The 21,177-nt window shown below is 67.0% G+C and carries 14 protein-coding genes and 2 rRNA genes; 2 read left to right on the top strand and 14 right to left on the bottom strand.

Annotated elements, in window-relative coordinates; all coding sequences use genetic code 11:
- Window positions 1-14: 14 nt before the first annotated feature.
- From uvrC to ASG45_RS12190, 3 genes are all read right to left on the bottom strand, one after another.
- Window positions 15-1,940, bottom strand: a complete 1,926-nt coding sequence (uvrC, locus tag ASG45_RS12180; RefSeq protein ID WP_055837751.1) for an excinuclease ABC subunit UvrC — start codon at window positions 1,938-1,940, stop codon at window positions 15-17.
- A gap of 21 nt (window positions 1,941-1,961) precedes the next feature.
- A complete protein-coding gene (uvrA, locus tag ASG45_RS12185) occupies window positions 1,962-4,931 on the bottom strand; it encodes an excinuclease ABC subunit UvrA (protein ID WP_055837754.1) in 2,970 nt (989 codons plus the stop codon).
- 83 nt (window positions 4,932-5,014) lie between these two features.
- Window positions 5,015-5,443 carry a MarR family winged helix-turn-helix transcriptional regulator gene (locus ASG45_RS12190; RefSeq protein ID WP_055940067.1) on the bottom strand — a complete coding sequence of 143 codons (429 nt, stop codon included), beginning with the start codon at window positions 5,441-5,443 and terminating at the stop codon, window positions 5,015-5,017.
- A gap of 35 nt (window positions 5,444-5,478) precedes the next feature.
- Here ASG45_RS12190 and ASG45_RS12195 point away from each other — a divergent pair, with 35 nt between their 5' ends.
- Window positions 5,479-5,715, top strand: coding sequence for a hypothetical protein (locus ASG45_RS12195; RefSeq protein WP_055837761.1), 237 nt, complete (start codon window positions 5,479-5,481; stop codon window positions 5,713-5,715).
- A gap of 190 nt (window positions 5,716-5,905) precedes the next feature.
- Here the strand turns inward: ASG45_RS12195 and ASG45_RS12200 are convergent, their stop codons facing one another.
- The 3 genes from ASG45_RS12200 to coaE all read right to left on the bottom strand — a co-directional run bounded on the left by ASG45_RS12200 (window position 5,906) and on the right by coaE (window position 9,193).
- Window positions 5,906-6,328 (bottom strand): VOC family protein, encoded by a 423-nt coding sequence (locus tag ASG45_RS12200; protein ID WP_055837764.1) that lies wholly within the window; start codon window positions 6,326-6,328, stop codon window positions 5,906-5,908.
- Between the two features lie 114 nt (window positions 6,329-6,442).
- Window positions 6,443-8,512, bottom strand: a complete 2,070-nt coding sequence (uvrB, locus tag ASG45_RS12205; RefSeq protein ID WP_055837767.1) for an excinuclease ABC subunit UvrB — start codon at window positions 8,510-8,512, stop codon at window positions 6,443-6,445.
- 78 nt (window positions 8,513-8,590) lie between these two features.
- Window positions 8,591-9,193 (bottom strand): dephospho-CoA kinase, encoded by a 603-nt coding sequence (gene coaE, locus ASG45_RS12210; protein WP_055837770.1) that lies wholly within the window; start codon window positions 9,191-9,193, stop codon window positions 8,591-8,593.
- 116 nt (window positions 9,194-9,309) lie between these two features.
- Here coaE and ASG45_RS12215 point away from each other — a divergent pair, with 116 nt between their 5' ends.
- Entirely contained in the window at window positions 9,310-9,678 is a 369-nt protein-coding gene (locus tag ASG45_RS12215) for a response regulator transcription factor (RefSeq protein ID WP_055837772.1), read from the top strand.
- A gap of 37 nt (window positions 9,679-9,715) precedes the next feature.
- Here ASG45_RS12215 and ASG45_RS12220 read toward each other — a convergent pair whose 3' ends face one another.
- The 8 genes from ASG45_RS12220 to ASG45_RS12255 all read right to left on the bottom strand — a co-directional run bounded on the left by ASG45_RS12220 (window position 9,716) and on the right by ASG45_RS12255 (window position 21,122).
- Window positions 9,716-10,879 carry a diguanylate cyclase domain-containing protein gene (locus tag ASG45_RS12220; RefSeq protein ID WP_055837775.1) on the bottom strand — a complete coding sequence of 388 codons (1,164 nt, stop codon included), beginning with the start codon at window positions 10,877-10,879 and terminating at the stop codon, window positions 9,716-9,718.
- A complete protein-coding gene (locus ASG45_RS12225) occupies window positions 10,876-12,483 on the bottom strand; it encodes an ATP-binding protein (protein ID WP_055837778.1) in 1,608 nt (535 codons plus the stop codon). The genes ASG45_RS12220 and ASG45_RS12225 overlap by 4 nt, the downstream gene beginning before the upstream one ends.
- 96 nt (window positions 12,484-12,579) lie before the next feature.
- Window positions 12,580-13,293, bottom strand: coding sequence for a hypothetical protein (locus ASG45_RS12230; protein ID WP_082516583.1), 714 nt, complete (start codon window positions 13,291-13,293; stop codon window positions 12,580-12,582).
- 92 nt (window positions 13,294-13,385) lie between these two features.
- Window positions 13,386-13,937 carry a GIY-YIG nuclease family protein gene (locus ASG45_RS12235; RefSeq protein ID WP_055837781.1) on the bottom strand — a complete coding sequence of 184 codons (552 nt, stop codon included), beginning with the start codon at window positions 13,935-13,937 and terminating at the stop codon, window positions 13,386-13,388.
- 35 nt (window positions 13,938-13,972) lie between these two features.
- The gene (gene treS, locus ASG45_RS12240; RefSeq protein ID WP_244630765.1) at window positions 13,973-16,237 is read right to left on the bottom strand and encodes a maltose alpha-D-glucosyltransferase; all 2,265 of its coding nucleotides are present in this window, start codon (window positions 16,235-16,237) and stop codon (window positions 13,973-13,975) included.
- 125 nt (window positions 16,238-16,362) lie between these two features.
- On the bottom strand, window positions 16,363-17,574 hold the full coding sequence (locus ASG45_RS12245; protein ID WP_235561610.1) for an MFS transporter: 1,212 nt from the start codon (window positions 17,572-17,574) through the stop codon (window positions 16,363-16,365).
- A gap of 218 nt (window positions 17,575-17,792) precedes the next feature.
- A 5S ribosomal RNA gene (gene rrf, locus ASG45_RS12250) occupies window positions 17,793-17,909 on the bottom strand.
- A gap of 101 nt (window positions 17,910-18,010) precedes the next feature.
- A 23S ribosomal RNA gene (locus tag ASG45_RS12255) occupies window positions 18,011-21,122 on the bottom strand.
- Window positions 21,123-21,177: the final 55 nt, after the last annotated feature.

Genomic DNA, 21,177 nt, shown 5'->3' on the forward strand with positions numbered 1-21,177 from the left:
TTGTCGTGTCCAGCCTACCGAGACAGGTGCGTGTGGATGGCCTCGGCCAGTGTCGGCCCGATACCCGGCAGCTCCGTGATCTCGTCGGGGGTGGCGTTCTTCAACGCCGAGACCGACCCGAAGTGGCGCAGCAGCGCTTTGATGCGGGTGTCGCCGAGTCCCGGCACCTCGGTGAGCACGCTCGTGATGTCGCGCTTGCGGCGCTTGCGTTGATGCACGATCGCGAACCGGTGGGCCTCGTCGCGCAGGCGCTGGAGCAGGTACAGGGCCTCGGAGGTGCGCGGCAGGATCACCGGGTACTCCTCCCCCGGCAGCCACACCTCCTCGAGACGTTTGGCGATCCCGCAGAGCGCGATCTCCTCGTGCCCCGCGTCGGCCAGCGCGCGTGCCGCGGCCGCGACCTGGGGCTGGCCGCCGTCGACGACGAGGAGCTGCGGGCGATACGCGAAGCGGGGGCGCTTCCGCGCCGTCACGACATCGCCGTCGGCCGTGGCCTCTTCGGAGTCGGGCGACGTCACGATCGCGCCGTCGATCGTCTCGGGCTCGATCTCGTCGGGTCGGTCCAGGTACGCCACGCGTCGCGTGAGCACCTGGTACATCGAGTCGGTGTCGTCGGTCGTCTCGGCGACCCCGAACGAGCGGTACTGGTCTTTGCGGGGAAGCCCGTCTTCGAAGACCACCATCGAGGCCACGACGTTGGTCCCCGACAGGTGCGAGATGTCGAAGCACTCGATGCGCAACGGCGCCTCGGTCATGCCGAGCGCCTCCTGCAGGTCGGTGAGAGCCTGCGACCGGGCGACGTAGTCACTCGTGCGCCGCGTCTTGTGCAGCATCAGCGCCTGCTGCGCGTTGAGGGTGGCGGTCTTGAGCAGGTCGGCCTTGCGCCCGCGCTGGGCGACCTGCAGCGTCACCGGGCGGCCGCGTCGCTCGCGCAGCCAGTCCTCGAGCTGCGGGGCGTCGTCGGGCAGCTCGGGAACCATCACCTGGCGCGGGATGTCGGCGGCATCCGCATCGCCGTAGGTGCGCTGCAGCACCTGGTCGACGAGGTCGGCGCCCGAGATGTCGATCTCTTTCTCGATCGTCGTGGCGCGCACACCGCGCACGCGCCCGCCCCGCACGACGAAGTGCTGCACGGTGGCGGCGAGTTCGTCTTCGGCGATGCCGAAGAGATCGGCATCGGTGTCGGGCGCCAGCACCAGGGCGCTCTTGCCCAGCACGGCGTCGATGGCCTGCAGGCGGTCCCGGTAGAGGGCGGCGGCCTCGTAGTCCATCGCCGCCGACGCCTCTTTCATGCGGGCGGTGAGCTCGCGCGCGAAACGCTGGTCGCCGCCCGACATGAAGGCGACGAAATCGTCGACCATCGCGCGGTGCTCGGCGATGGTGACCTTCATCGAGCAGGGTCCGCCGCAGCGGCCGATCTGCCCGGGGAAGCACGGCCGCCCCGAGGCCATGGCCTTCTTGTACGACGAATCGCTGCAGGTGCGGATCGGGAAGACCTTGATCATCAGGTCGATCGTGTCGTGCACCGCCCACACCTTGGGGTACGGCCCGAAGTACTTCGCCCCGCGGATCTTTGGGTTGCGGGTCACGATCACGCGCGGCGCCTCGTCGGCGAGGGTGATCGCCATGAAGGGGTACGACTTGTCGTCGCGGTAGCGCACGTTGAAGGGCGGATCGAACTCCTTGATCCACATGAACTCGAGCTGCAGCGAGTCGATGTCGCTGGGCACGACCGTCCACTCCACGCTCGCTGCGGTCGTGACCATGCGACGGGTGCGTTCGTGCAGCGAGTGCAGAGGCGCGAAGTAATTCGACAACCGGGCGCGCAGGTTCTTGGCCTTGCCGACGTACAGCACACGGCCCTCGGCATCGCGGAACCGGTAGACCCCCGGGTTGGTGGGGATCTCGCCGGCTTTCGGACGATAGGGCAGATGCGACATCCGTTCTCGGGATGCCACGGCTCAGCCCGCCGCGCTCACGAGCTCCGGCTCGGCGCGTGCGGCGTCGCGCGCGGCGGCGTTGCGCTGCGTCCCCGTGCGTCCGGACTCCAGCAGCTCGGCCAGGAACGCACCCGTGTGGCTCGCCTCGACCTTCGACACCTGCTCGGGGGTTCCGGTCGCGACGACCATGCCGCCGCCGGAGCCGCCCTCGGGGCCGAGGTCGATGACCCAGTCGGAGCTCTTGATCACGTCGAGGTTGTGCTCGATGACGATCACGGTGTTGCCCTTGTCGACGAGGCCGTTGAGCACCTTGAGCAGCAGCGAGACGTCTTCGAAGTGCAGGCCCGTGGTGGGCTCGTCGAGCACGTAGATCGACCGACCGTTGCTCCGGCGCTGCAGCTCGGTGGCGAGCTTCACGCGCTGCGCCTCTCCACCCGACAGGGTCGTGGCCGACTGCCCGAGGCGCACGTAGCCGAGGCCCACGTCGACGAGCGTCTTGAGGTAGCGGTGGATGGCCTGGATGGGCTCGAAGAACTCGGCGGCCTCGGCGATCGGCATCTCGAGCACCTCGGCGATGTTCTTGCCCTTGTAGTGCACCGACAGGGTGTCGCGGTTGTACCGCTTGCCGTGGCAGACCTCGCAGTCGACGTACACGTCGGGCAGGAAGTTCATCTCGATCTTCAGCGTGCCGTCGCCCGAGCAGGCCTCGCAGCGTCCGCCCTTGACGTTGAAGCTGAAGCGCCCGGCCTGGTAGCCGCGCACCTTCGCCTCGGGCGTCTCGCTGAACAGGCTGCGCACGCGGTCGAACACGCCGGTGTAGGTCGCCGGGTTCGAGCGCGGGGTGCGGCCGATGGGCGCCTGATCGACGTGCACGACCTTGTCGAGGTTGTCGAGCCCGGTGACGCGCGTGTGCTTGCCGGGAACGCGGCGGGCACCGTTGAGCTTCGAGGCGAGCACTTCGTACAGGATGCCGTTGACCAGCGTCGACTTGCCGGAGCCGCTGACGCCGGTGACGGCCGTCAGCACCCCGAGCGGGAAGTCGACCGTGACGTTCTGCAGGTTGTTCTCGCGTGCACCGACGACCGTCACCTGACGCTTCTTGTCGATCTTGCGGCGCTTCTTGGGCGCCTCGATCGCGCGGCGTCCCGAGAGGTACGCGCCGGTGAGGGAGTTCTCGTCGGTCAGGAGCCCGGCGAGGGGGCCGGAGTGCACGACATTGCCGCCGTCGACGCCGGCCCGGGGACCGATGTCGACGACCCAGTCGGCCGCGTGGATGGTCTCTTCGTCGTGCTCGACGACGATGAGGGTGTTGCCGAGGTCGCGCAGCGTCTCGAGCGTCTGGATCAGGCGGCGGTTGTCGCGCTGGTGCAGACCGATCGAGGGCTCGTCGAGCACGTAGAGCACGCCGGTGAGGCCGGAGCCGATCTGCGTGGCCAGTCGAATGCGCTGCGCCTCGCCGCCCGACAGCGTTCCGGCCGCCCGGCCGAGGCTGAGGTAGTTGAGGCCGACCTGCAGCAGGAAGTCGAGGCGGGCGCGGATCTCGCGCAGCACGGCGGCGGCGATGGTGGCCTCACGGGCCGTGAGCTTCAGCTTCGAGAAGAACTCCCGGGCGTCGGCGAGGCTCATGCGCGAGGCCGCGGCGATCGACGTGTCGTCGACGAGCACCGCCAGCACCTCGGGCTTGAGGCGATCGCCGTCGCAGACGGCGCAGGGGACCTCGCGCAGGTACTCCGACCACCGCTGACGCTGCGTGTCGGATTCGGCCTGCAGGTACTGCCGCTCGATGTAGGGCACGACGCCCTCGAAGCCCGACGCGTACCGCATCTCACGGCCGTAACGGTTCTTCCACTTGACCGTGACCTTGTAGTTCTCGCCGCGCAGCACCGCCTGCTGCACGTCGTGCGAGAGCTTGCGCCACGGGGTGTCGAGCGAGAAGTCGAGGTCGCGGGCGAGCCCCTCGAGCAGGCGCTCGTAGTACTGGAAGAGCCCCTTGCCCTGCGTGGTCCACGGGAGGATCGCCCCGTCGCGGATCGACAGCTCTTCGTCGCCGAGCATGAGGTCGACGTCGACCGACATGCGCGTGCCGAGGCCGGAGCACACCGGGCAGGCGCCGAACGGGGCGTTGAACGAGAAGGTGCGCGGCTCGATCTCGGTCAGCTGCAGCGGGTGGCCGTTGGGGCACGCGAGCTTCTCGGAGAACGACTGCCAGGCGTCGTCGCCCTCTTCGTCGACGAAGTTCACCTGCATGATGCCACCGGCCAGGCCCATGGCCGTCTCGACCGAGTCGGTGACGCGGCTGAGGTTGTCTCCGGATGCCACGAGTCGGTCGACGACGACGGCGATGTCATGCTTGTAGCTCTTCTTCAGCGTCGGCGGCTCGGCGAGCTGCACGAGGTCACCGTCGACGACGGCGCGGGCGTAGCCCTTCGCACTGAGCTCCTTGAAGAGGTCGACGAACTCGCCCTTCTTCTGCGTGACCACGGGGGCGACGATCTGGTACCGCGTGCGCTCGGGCAGCTCCATGAGCTGATCGGCGATCTGCTGCACGGTCTGACGCTGGATGCGCGCGCCGCAGTCGGGGCAGTGGGGGACGCCGATGCGCGCCCACAGCAGACGCATGTAGTCGTGGATCTCGGTGATCGTGCCCACCGTGGATCGCGGATTGCGGTTGGTCGACTTCTGGTCGATCGAGACCGCCGGGCTGAGTCCCTCGATGAAGTCGACGTCGGGCCGGTCGACCTGGCCGAGGAACTGACGTGCGTAGGCGCTCAGGGACTCGACGTACCGTCGCTGGCCCTCGGCGAAGATCGTGTCGAACGCGAGGCTCGACTTTCCCGAACCGGACAGCCCCGTGAACACGACGAGCGAGTCGCGCGGAATGTCGAGGTCGACGTTCTTCAGGTTGTGGACACGGGCACCCCGAACGCTCAGCTTTCCGCTGGTGCCGGAGTTCGCTGACGACGAGGGAGAGGAAACGGGAACGATGGGCACGTGTTAAGTCTAGGTCGGGCCTCCGACATCGGCCCCGGGTTCGCACCCGGCGCACGGATGTGCATGCCCGCGCCGGGTCTTTCTCAGTCGCGCGGCGAGGCGGCGAAGGGCGCGAGATCATCGCGCAGGGCGACGAGCTGACGCTCGTCGATGCCGACGCGCGCCATGATCTGCGCGGGCACCGCGAGCGCGCGTTCGCGCAGTGCCCGACCCTCGTCCGTCAGGTCGATGTCGAGCACGCGCTCGTCGGTGGCCCGCCGGGTACGCGCGACGCGCCCCTGCGCCTCGAGTCTCTTGACGAGCGGCGAGAGCGTGGCCGGCTCCATGGCGAGTTCGGCAGCGAGGTCGCCGAGCGATCGCGGGGCGCGCTGCCACAGCGCGAGCATGACCAGGTACTGCGGGTGCGTCAGCCCGAGCGGCTCGAGCACGGGGCGATAGATCGACACCACGTTGCGCGCGGCCGTCACGAGCGCGAAGCACACCTGGTTCTCGAGCTTCAGGGGATCGTCCACACCACACCTTCCCATTCGTTAGTACACTAAAGATCATGACACGAAAGGATGCCGATCGCCCACCGCTCCGCGAGCGCGTGCGCGAAGCCGGTGGCTGGTACCAGTACCTCAACACGCGCCTCATCAAGGTGGCCGGCCCGGCATCGGTCGGCCCGTACGAGACGACCCCCGAGCCGGTTCGGACCGGTCGGCCCTGCCCGCTCTGCGGGCACGCGATGACGGAGCACTCGGTCGACCGCACCGGCCCGAAGCCGCTGTTGCACTGCCCCTGAGCACGTCCCGGTCGTGCGCACGCACGCGCGCGGTCGATGCCCGCGGTTCGTGCGCACGCCAGCCGAGGCGCAGCTCTCATCAGCCGTGCGTCCAGCCGAGCCGCAGCGCACGTCAGCCGTGCGCGCAGCAGAGGCGCAGCGCTCGTCAGCCGTGCGTTCAGCCGAGGCGCAGCGCACCCCGGCCGCGCCGTCACCTTAGACGCGGACGCCCGTTCTCGTCGAGGGGCCATCCCGGATTGACCGCGATCTCCCACGGATGCCCGTCGGGGTCGACGAACACACCCGAGTACCCGCCCCACGGCGTCGGCGCACCGCCACGACCGAGGCGTGCACCGGCGGCAACGGCGGCGTGCAGGATCGCATCGACCTCGTCGGCTCGCCGGACGTTGTGGGCGAGTGTGATCCCGCCCCATCCCCCGGCGTCGTCCACGGCGGAGTCCTCGGCGAGCGACGCGCGGGCCCAGAGCGCCACCACCATGCCCCCGGTGTCGAAGAACGCCACCTCACCCTCGACGGAATCCGCGTGGCGTCTCCACCCGAGTCCCTCGTAGAATTCCAGCGACCGAGCCAGGTCGCGCACGCCCAGCGTGATCAGCGACACTCTCTGCTGCATGAGCCCTCCTGCGGCATCCCCTGTGGCATCATCCCCCGCGACGTCATCGCCTGCAACGTCATCGCCTGCCGCATCTCGTGACTCCCCCGGCTGCGCGACGGTTCTGCCACCGGGTCAGGCGTGACCGGCCCGCTCCATCGCCCGCAGCTCCTTCTTCATGTCCTGCACCTCGTCGCGCAGTCGGCCGGCGAGCTCGAACTTCAGCTCCGCCGCGGCCGCGAGCATCTGCTGCGTCAGATCGGCGATGGTCGACTCGAGCTGGTCGGCACCCTCGGCGGCGATACCGGTCCGGCGCAGCGACGGAGTCGGCGACTTGCCCTTGCCCCCCTTGTCGGTGCGCGCGAGCAGCTTCTTGGTGTCGGAGGCCTCACGGTTGAGCACGTCGGTGATGTCGGCGATCTTCTTGCGCAGCGGCTGCGGGTCGATCCCGTGCTCCAGGTTGTAGGCGACCTGCTTCTCCCGGCGGCGCTCGGTCTCTTCGATGGCCTTCTGCATCGAGTCGGTCATGCGGTCGGCGTACATGTGCACCTCGCCCGACACGTTTCGCGCCGCGCGGCCGATCGTCTGGATCAGCGAGGTGCCACTGCGCAGGAACCCCTCTTTGTCGGCATCCAGGATCGCCACCAGGGAGACCTCGGGAAGGTCGAGCCCCTCGCGCAGGAGGTTGATGCCCACCAGCACGTCGTAGACGCCGGCCCGCAGCTCGGTGAGCAGTTCGACGCGGCGCAGGGTGTCGACGTCGGAGTGCAGGTAGCGCACGCGCACCCCGTGCTCGCCGAGGAAGTCGGTGAGCTCCTCTGCCATCTTCTTCGTCAGGGTCGTCACGAGCACGCGCTCATCGCGTTCGACACGCACCCGGATCTCTTCGAGCAGGTCGTCGATCTGCCCCTTCGAGGGCTTCACGATGATCTCGGGATCCACCAGCCCCGTGGGGCGGATGATCTGCTCCACGACACCGTCGGCGATCCCCATCTCGTACCGCCCCGGCGTGGCCGAGAGGTACACCGCCTGCCCGATGCGCTCCTTGAACTCGTCCCAGCGGAGCGGTCGGTTGTCCATGGCGCTGGGGAGGCGGAAGCCGTGCTCGACGAGCGTGCGCTTTCGCGAGGCGTCGCCCTCGTACATGGCCCCGATCTGCGGAACCGTCACGTGCGACTCGTCGATCACCAGCAGGAAGTCGTCGGGGAAGAAGTCGAGCAGGGTGTGCGGCGGGTCGCCGGGCATGCGGCCGTCCATGTGACGCGAGTAGTTCTCGATCCCGGAGCAGAAGCCCAGCTGCTGCAGCATCTCGAGGTCGAACGTCGTGCGCATGCGCAGCCGCTGCGCCTCGAGCAGCTTGCCCTGGGACTCGAACTCTTTGAGTCGCTCCTCGAGTTCGTGCTCGATGGTGCCGATGGCGCGCTGGACCGTCTCGGTACCGGCCACGTAGTGCGAGGCCGGGAAGATCGGCACGGAGTCCATCTTCTCGATGACGTCGCCCGTGAGCGGGTGCAGCGTGTACAGCGCCTCGATCTCGTCGCCGAACATCTCGATGCGGATGGCGTACTCCTCATACACCGGGATGATCTCGATCGTGTCGCCGCGCACGCGGAAGTTCCCGCGCGAGAAGTCGACGTCGTTGCGGTTGTACTGCATCGAGATGAACTTGCGGATCAGCGCATCGCGGTCGTAGCGCTCCCCCACCTGCAACGCGACCATGGCGCGCAGGTACTCCTCGGGCGCACCGAGGCCGTAGATGCAGGACACCGTCGACACCACGATGACGTCGCGGCGGGACAGGAGGGAGTTGGTGGTGGAGTGCCGCAGACGCTCGACCTCGGCGTTGATCGAGCTGTCCTTCTCGATGAACGTATCGGTCTGCGGGACGTACGCCTCGGGCTGGTAGTAGTCGTAGTACGACACGAAGTACTCGACGGCGTTGTTGGGCATGAGCTCCCGGAACTCGTTCGCCAGCTGCGCGGCCAGGGTCTTGTTGTGCGCCAGCACCAGGGTGGGGCGCTGCACCTGTTCGACCAGCCACGCCGTCGTGGCCGACTTGCCGGTTCCGGTCGCGCCCAGCAGGACCACGTCGGTCTCGCCGGCGTTGATGCGCGCGGCGAGGTCGGCGATCGCGTGTGGCTGATCGCCGGAGGGGGTGTATTCGCTGATGACCTCGAAGGGGCGAACGGATCGGGTGGCCTGCATGCTTCCAGCGTAGGCGGGGCCTCCGACATCGGGGGCGGGTTGCGTTCGCCCTGGGCGAGCGCGCCGGCGCGCTCGCCCTCAGCCGGCCTCGGCCACGCGCGCCCAGAGCTCGTCGACCTGGTGGCGCGTGGCGTCGAGGTCGGCAGCGGTGTCGATGACCACATCGGCCAGGGCGAGGCGTTCGTCGTCGCTGACCTGCGATGCGATCCGCGCACGCGCATCGTCCTCGCTCATCCCCCGGGTCTCGACCAGACGCCGCACGCGCACCGCCGCCGGGGCGTGGGCGACGACGACGAGATCCCACTCGTCGCCCGCCCGTGCCTCGGCGAGCAGGGGGACGTCGTAGACGACGACGGCCTCGGGGTCGGCGTCGAGCGCCGCGCGGAAGCGCCGGACCGACTCCGCCCGCACCGCGGGATGCACGAGCGCGTTCAACGCGGCCAGTCGATCGGGGTGCCCGAACACGCGAGCACCCAGCGCCGCGCGGTCCAGCGATCCGTCGGCGCGGAGCACCTCGGGGCCGAACTCCGCGGCGATGCCGTCGAGGACCGGGGTCCCCGGCGCCTGCACTTCGCGCACGATCGCGTCGGCGTCGACGACGACGGCGCCCTTGGCGGCGAGAAAACCGGAGATGGTGGACTTGCCCGAGGCGATTCCGCCCGTCAACGCGAGAAGAGGCACGATCCGAGGATGCCATACCTCGGCCCTCGCGCCCGGAGACGTCCCGCGGGCGGAGCGTGGTCTAGCATTCGTCCAGAGGCGGGATCTTCTCCGGCCCCCACCGAGGAAGCACGACGATGACCGACCCGAACATCACGGTGGTGATCGAGGACGACCTCGACATCCGCACGCTGATCGCCGCGGTGCTCGAGAGCGCGGGCTTCGTCGTGCACACGGCCCCGAACGGCTTCGACGGGATCGATCTCGTCCAACGTTACGATCCGGCCGTGACCACGCTCGATGTGAGCATGCCCGGCATCGACGGGTTCGAGACGGCCCGGCGGATCCGCGAGTTCAGCTCCACGAAAATCCTGATGGTGAGTGCCCGCGTCGACGAACTCGAGCAGCTCTCGGGCCGCGATGCCGGCGCCGACGACTACCTCACGAAACCCTTCCGCCCGCGAGAGTTGCGCGAGCTCGTCCAGAAGCTCGTGGCGTCGAGCTGAGCGACGCCGGGCGACGCCCGGGCGGGCCCGCCCGCGTTCAGTGCCCGGTGAGGCCGAACGGCTGATCGCCCGTGAGCGCCGCCTGCGCCGCCGCGGCGTCGGCCCGCTCGGACAGGACCGCGGCGTCGTGCCCGTGCTCGTCCGAGAGCGCCATCCCGACCCCGACGACCGGGACGACCGACGCCCCCACCCCCGCCAGGTCGGCGATCACCCGCGCGTGCAGCACCCGCGCGGCGCGACGCACGTCGGTCGTCGGCGTGGTCGTGAACGCCACGTTCAGCCCCGTGGCATCCATCTCCCCCACCAGCGCCATCGTGGGCGCGTGGCGGCGGACCGACGCCCAGAGCTCGCGGGCGATCCCCTCGCCTTCGTCGGGTCCGAAGGCGGTCACCACGCGACGCAGGTCGTCGATGCGGATGCCGATGACGCACACGCCCTCGCCCGCCCGTTCCGCCCGCGCACAGGTGATGGCCAGAGCGGCTTCGAACGATTCGCGCAACAGCACGCCGTCGCGATCGACGGAGAGTCGGCGGATGTCGGGCAGTCCGCGCAGCGCCGACTCGTTCGCGCGCAACGCCGAGGTGACGATGACCGCGGCGATCACCAGGGTCATGGTGAGCAGTGCGGACACGCGGGTGTCGAAGACGGTGCGGAACAGGTCGCTGTCGGGGCCGACGGTGACGAAGACCACGCTGCGGGCGAGGAACCAGACCGCTTCCACGCTCAGCACCAGGGTGAGCCCGCCCGAACTCCAGCGTCGGCCGATGGCGGCGCGCCGCGTCTCGACGGCGCCGGCGATCGCGAACAGCGCGTTGCCGAGGAAGTACGGCACGGCGCCGGCCCATTCGCCGCCCTCGGGGCCGGCGATGAGCGCGGCCGAGATGACGATGAAAACCGTCACCGCCATCACGACGGCGGGCGCCCTCATGGCGTGCCGGTTGTACGACACGCACCCCAGCCAGATGAAACCGGTGGCGGCGACGAAGGCGCCGTTGCCGAGCGCGACGGCCATCCAGGCGTCGGGGAGGAGCATCCACGCGAGATAGCAGACGGCCGACAGCGTGCCCGACAGGTAGGCGCCCGCCCACAATCGTCCCGGCGGGGAATCCTGCGACATGAGGGTGTCGAGCAGGAACATGACGGTGGACACGACGATGACGAGCGACGCCGCCGCCTGCAGCGTCAGCACGTCGAGGTTCACCCCTCTTCTCCGGTCCGGGGAAGCCGCACGGCGAAGGCGGCGCCGTCACCGGGTGCGGTGCGCACCGTGATCTCGCCGCCGTGGGCTCGCACGATGTCGCGGCTGATGGCCAGCCCCAGCCCGCTCCCGTGCGTCGAGGACTTGCGCACGGCGTCACCGCGGAAGAAGCGCTCGAACAGACGCGCCTGCTCGCTGACGCTGATGCCCGGGCCGTCGTCGGCGACCACGACGGTCACGGATCGGGCATCCGCCGTCACGGTGACGGCCACCGCTCCGCCGCGCGGGTTGTACTTGACCGCGTTGGAGAGCAGGTTGTCGATCACCTGCCGCACCCGGTGCGCGTCGACGACGGCGATCACTCCGTCGTCGATCCCCGTTCCGTCGAGGCGGATCTGCTGTTCGACGGCGCGCGGCATGATCGAGTGGATGGCGGTGCGGACCAGGGCCGAGACATCGGCCGGCGCACGTTCCAGGTCGACCCCGAAGCCCTCTCCCGACGCCGTGGACAGGGCGAGGATGTCGGCGACCAGTTCCGACAGACGTGCCGCATTGCGCTCGGCCACCTCGAGCCGCTCCCGGGTGGCCTCGGTGATCGTGTCGTCGTCGAGGGCCAGATCGAGGTACCCGAGGATCGAAGTCAGCGGGGTGCGCAGCTCGTGCGAGACGCTCGCGACGAAGTCCTCCCGGATGCGACGCGCCTGCTCCTCCACGGTGACGTCACGCGACACGATGATGCCGCCGGCATCCTCGCCTGCTCGAGCGGGGAGACGCCGCGCGGTGACGCTCAGCGCGCGGCGCCCCTCGCCGGGCTGTCCGTACCAGACGAGCTCGCCCTCGAAGGCTTCGCCGGCGCGCGCGCGGGCCAGCGGGGCGTCCCGCGGCGCGATGGGCGTCGCGCCGTCCGCGGCGAAGACGGCCAGGTCGCGTCCCAGGGCGTCGACGGGGTCGAGCAGGCGCGCGTGCGCGGTGTTCGTGACCACGAGTTCCCCCGTCGGCGTCACGCTCGTGACGCCGAAGTCGACGGCATCCAGCACCTCGGTGACCAGGTCCTCCTGTCGGCGCGACCGGTCGACGGCGCGCCGGAGCTCGGTGGACTGCTTCTCCAGCAGAGCACGTTGGGCGCGGGTCCGGCGGGAGGTCAAGTGCGCCATGGATGCCAGAGCGGCGAGGGTGAAGGGAAGGATCAGCGTGGAGGCGCTGAAGCGTTGCAGGGGGTCGGTCGCCAACTGCTGCACCATGACCGCGCAGATCACCGCGGTGAACGCGATCACGCCGCGCAGGCCGAGGATCATGCCCACCCAGATCGCGGGGAAGGCCCAGAGCAGACCCACTCCGGCGAGGGGAGCGCCCACACGCAGCATGGCGACCGCGAGCACGTCGACGATGGGCACGAGACCGACGGTCCACCACGGAATCCGCTGCCACGGCGCCAGGACGCTGACGATGGCGACGATGAAGATCACGGCCGCACCGGCGACGAAGAAGGGGCCCGAGACGACCTGACCGAGCGCGATCGACACCACGACAACGATCAGGGTCGCTGCCGACAGAAGCAACTGGTTCGACAGGATGCTGCGACGGAGGCCGAGACGCTCACTGTTCATGGTGCGCCATGGCCTCGACCATAGCCTTTTCATTGGCTCGGTGGGGCGCGGGCACCCGTGGCGCGCAGAAATGGCGCCCGTCGCGCAGCGCTCGGTTCAGAAGCCGAAGTCTCCCCCGAAATCACCGCCGAAGTCGCCGCCGAAGTCACCGCCTCCGAAATCGCCCCCGCCGGCGTCCACGGCGCCGGCGTCACCCTCGCCCCCGGTGGAGTCGGCGACGGCCGAATCGGCGGACGCCCCGTCGGCGAATCCGGCGTCGTAGCCGGGATCGAAGAGCGCGCCCACGAGCGCCGACCCCACCACGTAGCCGCCGATGGTGCCGAGCATCGAGGCCCCGAGCATCGATCCGAACCCGGGTCCGCCCCCGAACGAGCGCCCGCCGAAGGTGCGCTCCATGAAACCCGGCTGCGTGTACTCGGCGCGGGTCGCCGCGCGCGCCAACGACGACGGATCATCGCTGCTCGGACGCTCCGATGCCGGCAGGCCGGCCGACATCTCCTGCAGCACCTGCTGGCGCTGCGCGGGAGTCAACCGGCCGAACGCCTCGGCGTGCACCTGCTCGACCGTCTCGGGCGGCGCCGTGCGCAGAAGGTAGCGGTACCGCTCGACGGCCTGGCGATCCTCGTCGGACCCTGCGTCGGGGCCCGCGACCGGGCTCGACATCGCCCCGGTCGGGCTCTGGGGCGGGGGCGGCGCATAGCGCCCGTCGCCGTCGCGCAGCCCGCTCGCGGCCTGCCGGGATGCGGGTGGCACGGCGGAGCCCCGTTCGGGGGTGTCGCCGGAGCCGAACAGTCGATCGAGGAAGCCCATCAGATCCCTTTCCCGGGTGGTGTCCGCTCACGGTAGGAGGCGAGGCTTGGAGCGGGCTGGGGCTTGTGCCGTGCGCCCCGGCTCCCCGGGTGTCATCCCCGTCGGGCGAGAGCCTCGCTCGTCCACCGCGCGTATCGCGCCCAGGGGTCGTCGACCCCCTCGGCCAGAGCTGCCACGTGTGCCGACAGCACAGGGCTGCGGCGGAACCATTCCGTCCGGTCGAATCGGTCGTCGGCGAACTGGGCGTGCCGACGGCGTTCGACCAGACGATCGCCGAGTTCGAACGCCAGCAGCTCGTCGTGCCAGATCGCGGCCAGACGCCTGCGAGGGCGGGCCGAGGTGCCGATCTTGATGCGGTCGCCGAATCGCAGGTAGTAGACGACGTCGACGCGCGGCGGCGGGAGCTCACCGTCGATCGGATCCCCGTGCCGCCATTCGCACACGGCGCACAGCCACCCACTCGGCCACCGCACCCCCAGACGCGATCCGCAGAGGATGCAGGGGGTCGGGAGCAGATCGGTCACCCCGTCGGCGGATGCCGCCCACTCGGCGCTGACGGCCAGATGCCACGCGCAGAGCGAGACGGGGGCGTCGGCGACGGCGGGCGCGAGGCAGCGATCGGCGAGACAGTCGGGGGCGGACACGGCTCCACGCTACGTCCGGCCCCCGACATCGGGGCTCACTCCCCCGCGACCGGGGCCTCCAGCGTCAGGAAGAGCCCGGCGTACGGCCCGAGCTCGAGCGAGAAGCTCTGCAGTTCGTCGACGCGACCCACCACGTCGCCCGTCTCGGCGTCGACGGCGGTGCTCTGCGGGACCAACCACTCGGAGCGCACCGTTCCCTCGATCGTCTCGCCCGAGAAGTTCAGCACCGTGATCTGCAGCGGGGCCTCGTCGAGGTGCTTGTCGCCACCGTCGAGCCGGTGCACCATCACGAGCATGCTCGGGTGTCCGACCTGCGGGATGTCGACCTGCGAGGCGACGGCGATGCCGTTCTCGCGACGGATCCGCAGCACGTCGCGGAGCCCCGAGAGGAAAGAATCGGGGTCGTCCTGCTGGCTGCCCAGCGAGCCGTAGAGCGACCGGGCCCGCGGCATCCCGGATGCCGATGACGAGGCCTCCGGGGCCACGTCGAGCAGGTCGTGCGCCCCGCGCTCGATCCATCGCGTGTCGCCCGACGAGATGAGGTGTCGCACATCGTCGGCGGGGAGGGTCAGGGATCCGGTCAGATCCCATCCCGACAGCGCGAACACCCCGGGCTGCCACGAGTTGTACTTCACCAGCAGCAGGTGGGCGTCGCGGATCGCCGGCACGTCGCTCTCGGAGATCTCGGCGAGAGTCGCCTTGCCCTGCGTCGCCGCGATGAGCGACGTCATCGTGCACGCGATGCCGTTCTGCGTGAAGACGAGGTTGTAGTCGGCCTCGACGGTCAGCTTCTCGGTCAACTCGGATCGCACCATCTCGGCGATCTCGCCACCGGTGTGCTCGCCGTGACGGAACGGATACAGGGTGTCGCGATGCGTGGTCGCCCAGTGAACCAGCTCGTACGTCAGCTCGTCGTGGTTCTGCATGCCGTGCACGAGCTGCGCCGGTTCGAGACCGGTCTCGAGCGCGGTGGTCAACGCGAGGCGAAGGAACTCCGTGTTGGCCGTCGCCAGAGCGTGGTGGTATCCCGGACGCGTGACGAAGTCGTACGAGAGGTCGGCACCCACCGCACCGGTGTCGCGGATGTCCTCCATCGTGAGGTTCAGCTCCTGGAAGGTGAACCCCCCGACCTTTCGCACCATGCCGGCGATGATGTGGTTCGCCGCGTGCGACAGGGGGTGCCCCTCCGACCAGGCCGGAAGACCCTCCGCGCTCTTCTCGACGCCGAGGAACCCGTTGGCGTCGAGGCGCAGCGCGCTGGTGCCCAGGTCTCCGAGGGAGTGCAGCGCGTCGCCGATCACCAGACGCATCCCCGCGAAGGTGGGGTCGAGCCAGTTGATCGACGGCTGGCCCTCTTTGAAGTAGTGCAGGTAGACCCACCGGCGCTCCATGCCGTCGGTGCCGACCACCGGGGCGGTCGCGCTCCAGTTGGTCTCTTTCACGCCCGGCGTGTAGAAGATGACCCGCTGCAGTTCGCCGATGATGTATCCGCGCGCACTGAGCTCGCGCTCGGTGTCGGAGTCGAGGTTGACCGAGTCCCGTCCCGCGGGCACCTCCGGCAGGAGTCCCCAGTCCTCCCGGGGAATCTCGACCATGTGGTAGATGCCGGGGTAGTCCTTGTACGCCATCTCGGCGAGCCGGAAGTCGGCGCCCTTGCCGGTGTGGCCGGGCACGATGTCGTCGATGACGCTGCCACCGTGTGCGTCGGCCACGTCGGCGACGCGGCGGAAAGCGTTCTCATCGCCGAAGTCCGGGTCGATCTGGGTGCTGATGCGGTCGAAGTGGCCGTCGACGCTGGGGGTCTCCTGCCATCCGGTGATCCCGCCGGCCCGCTTCACCGGACCCGTGTGGATGCCGTTGATGCCCACCCACTCGAAGGCCTCCCAGAGCGCCTCGTTGCCGAGGGATTCGAGGAAGGATTCCCCAGGTCGCGTGATCAGCGAGATGGGATAGGCGGTGAACCACACGTCCGTCGAATCGATGGCGCGTCGCGCGTCGGGCCGAGCGTAGGGGTTCCGCCACATCGACGGCTGTCCCGACAGCTGTCGGCTGAGGACGTCGGCGTCTTTGAGCATCGACTGGCGCACGAGCCACTCGACGTACGAGGGGTTCATTCCGTTCGCGTTGCGCGGATCCGTCAGGAACCGTCGCAGAGTTCCCCCTCGGAACTGATCCCGCGGGCGGAGCCTGCGGGGTCGAGCCGGGTACCTCTGCTCGTCGTAACTGATCTCCGACGCGGTCTCGGCCACGTCGTCTGCAGTCACCTCTCCCACCGTCTCGCCATCGGTACCCTGATCCATCGTCCGCTCGTCGGCGTCGTCCACTCCCGACCTCCTCACGTCTGACCTCCGACGCTACCCGGTTCCGGCGACATCGCCCCGGGCCATTGACCTCGGCGGGTCGGATAGGAGAAGGGCTCAGACGGTCACGGCGAGGGGCGAACCGCGCGCAGCGACACGAGGGCGGCACCGAGAGCCGCGGCGCACATCGCCAAGACCACGACGAGGAACCAGAACCACCCCACCGAGCCGAACACCACGCCGAGCAGCCATCCGAACACGCTCGACCCGGCGTAGTAACCGAGGTAGTACAGAGACGACGCCTGCGCGCGCGCCTCGGGCGCGGCTGCGACGGGCGTCCACCCCGATGCCACCGCGTGCGCGCCGAAGAAGCCCGCGGTGAAGAGGATCAACCCCACCACCACGACGACCAGAGCCGGGACCGCCATCAGCGCGACCCCCGTCGCCATCACGCCGATCGAGAGCACCAGCACGGGGAACCGCCCGTACCGCACGGCCAGGGCCCCCGCGCGTGGGGATGACGCCGTGCCCGCGAGATAGGCGAGGAAGAGCAGGGTGACCAGGGCGGGCGCCAGCGAGAAGGGTGGAGCGGCGAGGTGGAACCCCAGGTAGTTGTAGACCGCCACGAACGCACCCATGAGCAGGAAGCCCTGCGCGTACAGCGCCCGCTGCACCGGGGATCGCAGATTGACGCCGATCCTCCTGCGCACCGTGGGTCCGCGCTCTTCGCGATCGCGCCCCGACACGAAACCCCGCGCACGGGGAATGAGAACCAGGAAGATCACCGCCGCCACGACGCAGACAAGAATGACGGATGCCACTCCCCACCGCCATCCGGCGAGCTCGCCGACCCAACCCGAGACCACCCGGCCCGACAGGCCGCCCACGGTGGTTCCCGCGATGTACGAGCCGGCCGCCGCCGCCACGTGTCGAGGATGCACCTCTTCGCTCAGGTAGGCCAGGGCCACGGCCGGAACCGCACCGAGCGCCGCCCCCTCGAGCAGCCGCAGCGTCAGCAGCACGACGAGGTCGTCGGCGAGCAGGGTCGCCGCCCCGAGCACGGTCGCCAGGACGAGACCGGATGCCATCGCGGGCACCCGACCGATGCGGTCGGCGACCAAGGACCAGGGAAGTACCGCGGCCGCCAGCCCCAGCGTCGACGCAGAAACCGTGAGGGCTGCCGAGGCCGGTCCCGACCCGATGTCGCCGGCGATCTGCGGAAGCACCGCTTGGGTGGCGTACAGCTGCGCGAACGTCGCGACGCCGCCGAAGAACAGACCGATCAGCAGCATCCGGTAGTCGCGGCTCCCGGGTACGTGCCCCGAGAACGCGCTCACCCCTCGACTCTAGCCACTCCCCCGGGTACGACGAAGCGCCGGGTGGCGTCCCCCGCAACAGGGAACGCCACCCGGCGCTGACCACGAACACGAAATGTGCCCGTAAATGCGAAATGGCCACCCAACATTGGGTGGCCATTCCGACTAAAAGAAGTCGAAATGTGCCCGTAAATGCGAAATGGCCACCCAACATTGGGTGGCCATTCCGACTAAAAGAAGTCCGGCGGTGTCCTACTCTCCCACAGGGTCCCCCCTGCAGTACCATCGGCGCTGAGAGGCTTAGCTTCCGGGTTCGGAATGTAACCGGGCGTTTCCCTCTCGCTATGGCCGCCGAAACACTATTGATGTTTCAAAAACCAACAACGACATGATCATTGTTGAGTTCCCGACCGTACATCGAGAACCACTCAGTGGACGCAAGCACCAAAAACGGTGTGTTATCAAGTCATCGGCTTATTAGTACCGGTCAGCTTCACGTATTGCTACGCTTCCACATCCGGCCTATCAACCCAGTAGTCTGGCTGGGAGCCTCTCGCCCCGAAGGGCAYGGAAGTCTCATCTTGAGGCCGGCTTCCCGCTTAGATGCTTTCAGCGGTTATCCATCCCGAACGTAGCTAATCAGCGGTGCTCCTGGCGGAACAACTGACACACCAGAGGTTCGTCCAACCCGGTCCTCTCGTACTAGGGTCAGATCCTCTCAAACTTCCTACGCGCGCAGCGGATAGGGACCGAACTGTCTCACGACGTTCTAAACCCAGCTCGCGTACCGCTTTAATGGGCGAACAGCCCAACCCTTGGGACCTACTCCAGCCCCAGGATGCGACGAGCCGACATCGAGGTGCCAAACCATGCCGTCGATATGGACTCTTGGGCAAGATCAGCCTGTTATCCCCGAGGTACCTTTTATCCGTTGAGCGACAGCGCTTCCACAAGCCACTGCCGGATCACTAGTCCCGACTTTCGTCCCTGCTCGACCTGTCAGTCTCACAGTCAAGCTCCCTTGTGCACTTACACTCGCCACCTGATTGCCAACCAGGTTGAGGGAACCTTTGGGCGCCTCCGTTACATTTTGGGAGGCAACCGCCCCAGTTAAACTACCCACCAGGCACTGTCCCTGAACCGGATCACGGTCCTAAGTTAGATATCCAGAGTGACCAGAGTGGTATTTCAACAATGACTCCACACTCACTGGCGTGAATGCTTCACAGTCTCCCACCTATCCTACACAAGCCACACCGAACACCAATACCAAGCTGTAGTAAAGGTCACGGGGTCTTTCCGTCCTGCTGCGCGTAACGAGCATCTTTACTCGTAATGCAATTTCGCCGAGTTCGCGGTTGAGACAGTTGGGAAGTCGTTACGCCATTCGTGCAGGTCGGAACTTACCCGACAAGGAATTTCGCTACCTTAGGATGGTTATAGTTACCACCGCCGTTTACTGGGGCTTAAATTCTCAGCTTCRCCTTACGGCTAACCGGTCCTCTTAACCTTCCAGCACCGGGCAGGCGTCAGTCCGTATACATCGTCTTGCGACTTGGCACGGACCTGTGTTTTTAGTAAACAGTCGCTACCCACTAGTCTCTGCGGCCACCACACCCTTTCGGAGCAAGTCCTAATAAGTGGATGGCCCCCCTTCTCCCGAAGTTACGGGGGCATTTTGCCGAGTTCCTTAACCACGATTCTCTCGATCTCCTTGGTATTCTCTACCTGACCACCTGAGTCGGTTTGGGGTACGGGCGGCTTGAACCTCGCGTCGATGCTTTTCTTGGCAGCATAGGATCACCCACTTTTTATCCGCATCGTGTCTCAGCCTCAATGAGTGACGGATTTGCCTATCACTCGGCCTACGCACTTGCACCAGGACTACCATCGCCTGGCTTGGGCTACCTTCCTGCGTCACACCTGTTAATACGCTAGCCGCACCAGCATGGGGTCGAGCGTTCACACAGACGTCCATCACCCCGAAGGGATCCAAACAATTCTGAGCTAGGACTCTTAGCACCACTGGATTAACTTGGGCGGTTCTTCGCCGGTACGGGAATATCAACCCGTTGTCCATCGACTACGCCTGTCGGCCTCGCCTTAGGTCCCGACTTACCCAGGGAAGATTAGCTTGACCCTGGAACCCTTGGTCTTTCGGAGGACGTGTTTCTCACACGTCTTTCGCTACTCATGCCTGCATTCTCACTCGTGTGGCGTCCACGGCTGGGTCACCCCGCCGCTTCACTCGCCACACGACGCTCTCCTACCCATCAACACGGCTGGACCACGAAGGCCTACCAAAAATGCTAATGCCACAACTTCGGTGGCGTGCTTGAGCCCCGTTACATTGTCGGCGCGGAATCACTTGACCAGTGAGCTATTACGCACTCTTTCAAGGGTGGCTGCTTCTAAGCCAACCTCCTGGTTGTCAAAGCAACTCCACATCCTTTCCCACTTAGCACGCGCTTAGGGACCTTAGTTGGTGGTCTGGGTTGTTTCCCTCTCGACTATGAAGCTTATCCCCCACAGTCTCACTGCTGCGCTCTCACTTACCGGCATTCGGAGTTTGGCTGACGTCAGTAACCTTGTAGGGCCCATCGGCCATCCAGTAGCTCTACCTCCGGCAAGAAACACGCAACGCTGCACCTAAATGCATTTCGGAGAGAACCAGCTATCACGAAGTTTGATTGGCCTTTCACCCCTATCCACAGCTCATCCCCTCAGTTTTCAACCTAAGTGGGTTCGGTCCTCCACGACGTCTTACCGTCGCTTCAACCTGGCCATGGATAGATCACTTCGCTTCGGGTCTAGAACACGCGACTCAAACGCCCTATTCAGACTCGCTTTCGCTACGGCTACCCCACACGGGTTAACCTCGCCACGTATCACTAACTCGCAGGCTCATTCTTCAAAAGGCACGCTGTCACCCCTACTAAGGAGGCTCCAACGGTTTGTAAGCAAACGGTTTCAGGTACTATTTCACTCCCCTCCCGGGGTACTTTTCACCTTTCCCTCACGGTACTTGTCCGCTATCGGTCATCTGGGAGTATTTAGGCTTATCAGGTGGTCCTGACAGATTCACACGGGATTTCTCGGGCCCCGTGCTACTTGGGATACTTCTCACGCCAAGAACAGGCATTTCGACTACGGGGTTCGCACCCTCTATGACCGGCCATTCAAAACCGTTCGTCTATACCTACTTGTAACGTCGACTGCTCGGCAGAACAATCAGAAAAGTCCCGCAACCCCCAACGTGCAACACCTGCCGGCTATCACACACGCTAGGTTTAGCCTCTTCCGGTTTCGCTCGCCACTACTTACGGAATCGCTTTTGCTTTCTCTTCCTGTGGGTACTGAGATGTTTCACTTCCCCACGTTCCCTCTACCCGCCCTATATATTCAGGCGGGAGTCACCAGGTCGGCACGCCGCCCAGCGGGGTTTCCCCATTCGGACACCCTCGGATCAAAACTCGCTTATCAGTTCCCCGAGGCTTATCGCAGATTGCTACGTCCTTCTTCGGCTCCAGATGCCAAGGCATTCACCGTTTGCTCTTAAAGACTTGAAATCACATGAGTTGAATCGTCAAAAAATTGACTAATGATCTTTAAGATCATCTTCAC

It is taken from the genome of Microbacterium sp. Leaf436, assembly GCF_001424715.1.
GTDB lineage: Bacteria > Actinomycetota > Actinomycetes > Actinomycetales > Microbacteriaceae > Microbacterium.

Coding starts and splice junctions, on each gene's coding strand:
- ASG45_RS12200 (WP_055837764.1), bottom strand. CDS start 6,328: ATGCAGCAGAGAGTGTCGCTGATCACGCTGGGCGTGCGCGACCTGGCT.
- treS (WP_244630765.1), bottom strand. CDS start 16,237: ATGGATCAGGGTACCGATGGCGAGACGGTGGGAGAGGTGACTGCAGAC.
- uvrC (WP_055837751.1), bottom strand. CDS start 1,940: ATGTCGCATCTGCCCTATCGTCCGAAAGCCGGCGAGATCCCCACCAAC.
- ASG45_RS12215 (WP_055837772.1), top strand. CDS start 9,310: ATGACCGACCCGAACATCACGGTGGTGATCGAGGACGACCTCGACATC.
- ASG45_RS12195 (WP_055837761.1), top strand. CDS start 5,479: ATGACACGAAAGGATGCCGATCGCCCACCGCTCCGCGAGCGCGTGCGC.
- ASG45_RS12230 (WP_082516583.1), bottom strand. CDS start 13,293: ATGGGCTTCCTCGATCGACTGTTCGGCTCCGGCGACACCCCCGAACGG.
- ASG45_RS12225 (WP_055837778.1), bottom strand. CDS start 12,483: ATGAACAGTGAGCGTCTCGGCCTCCGTCGCAGCATCCTGTCGAACCAG.
- uvrB (WP_055837767.1), bottom strand. CDS start 8,512: ATGCAGGCCACCCGATCCGTTCGCCCCTTCGAGGTCATCAGCGAATAC.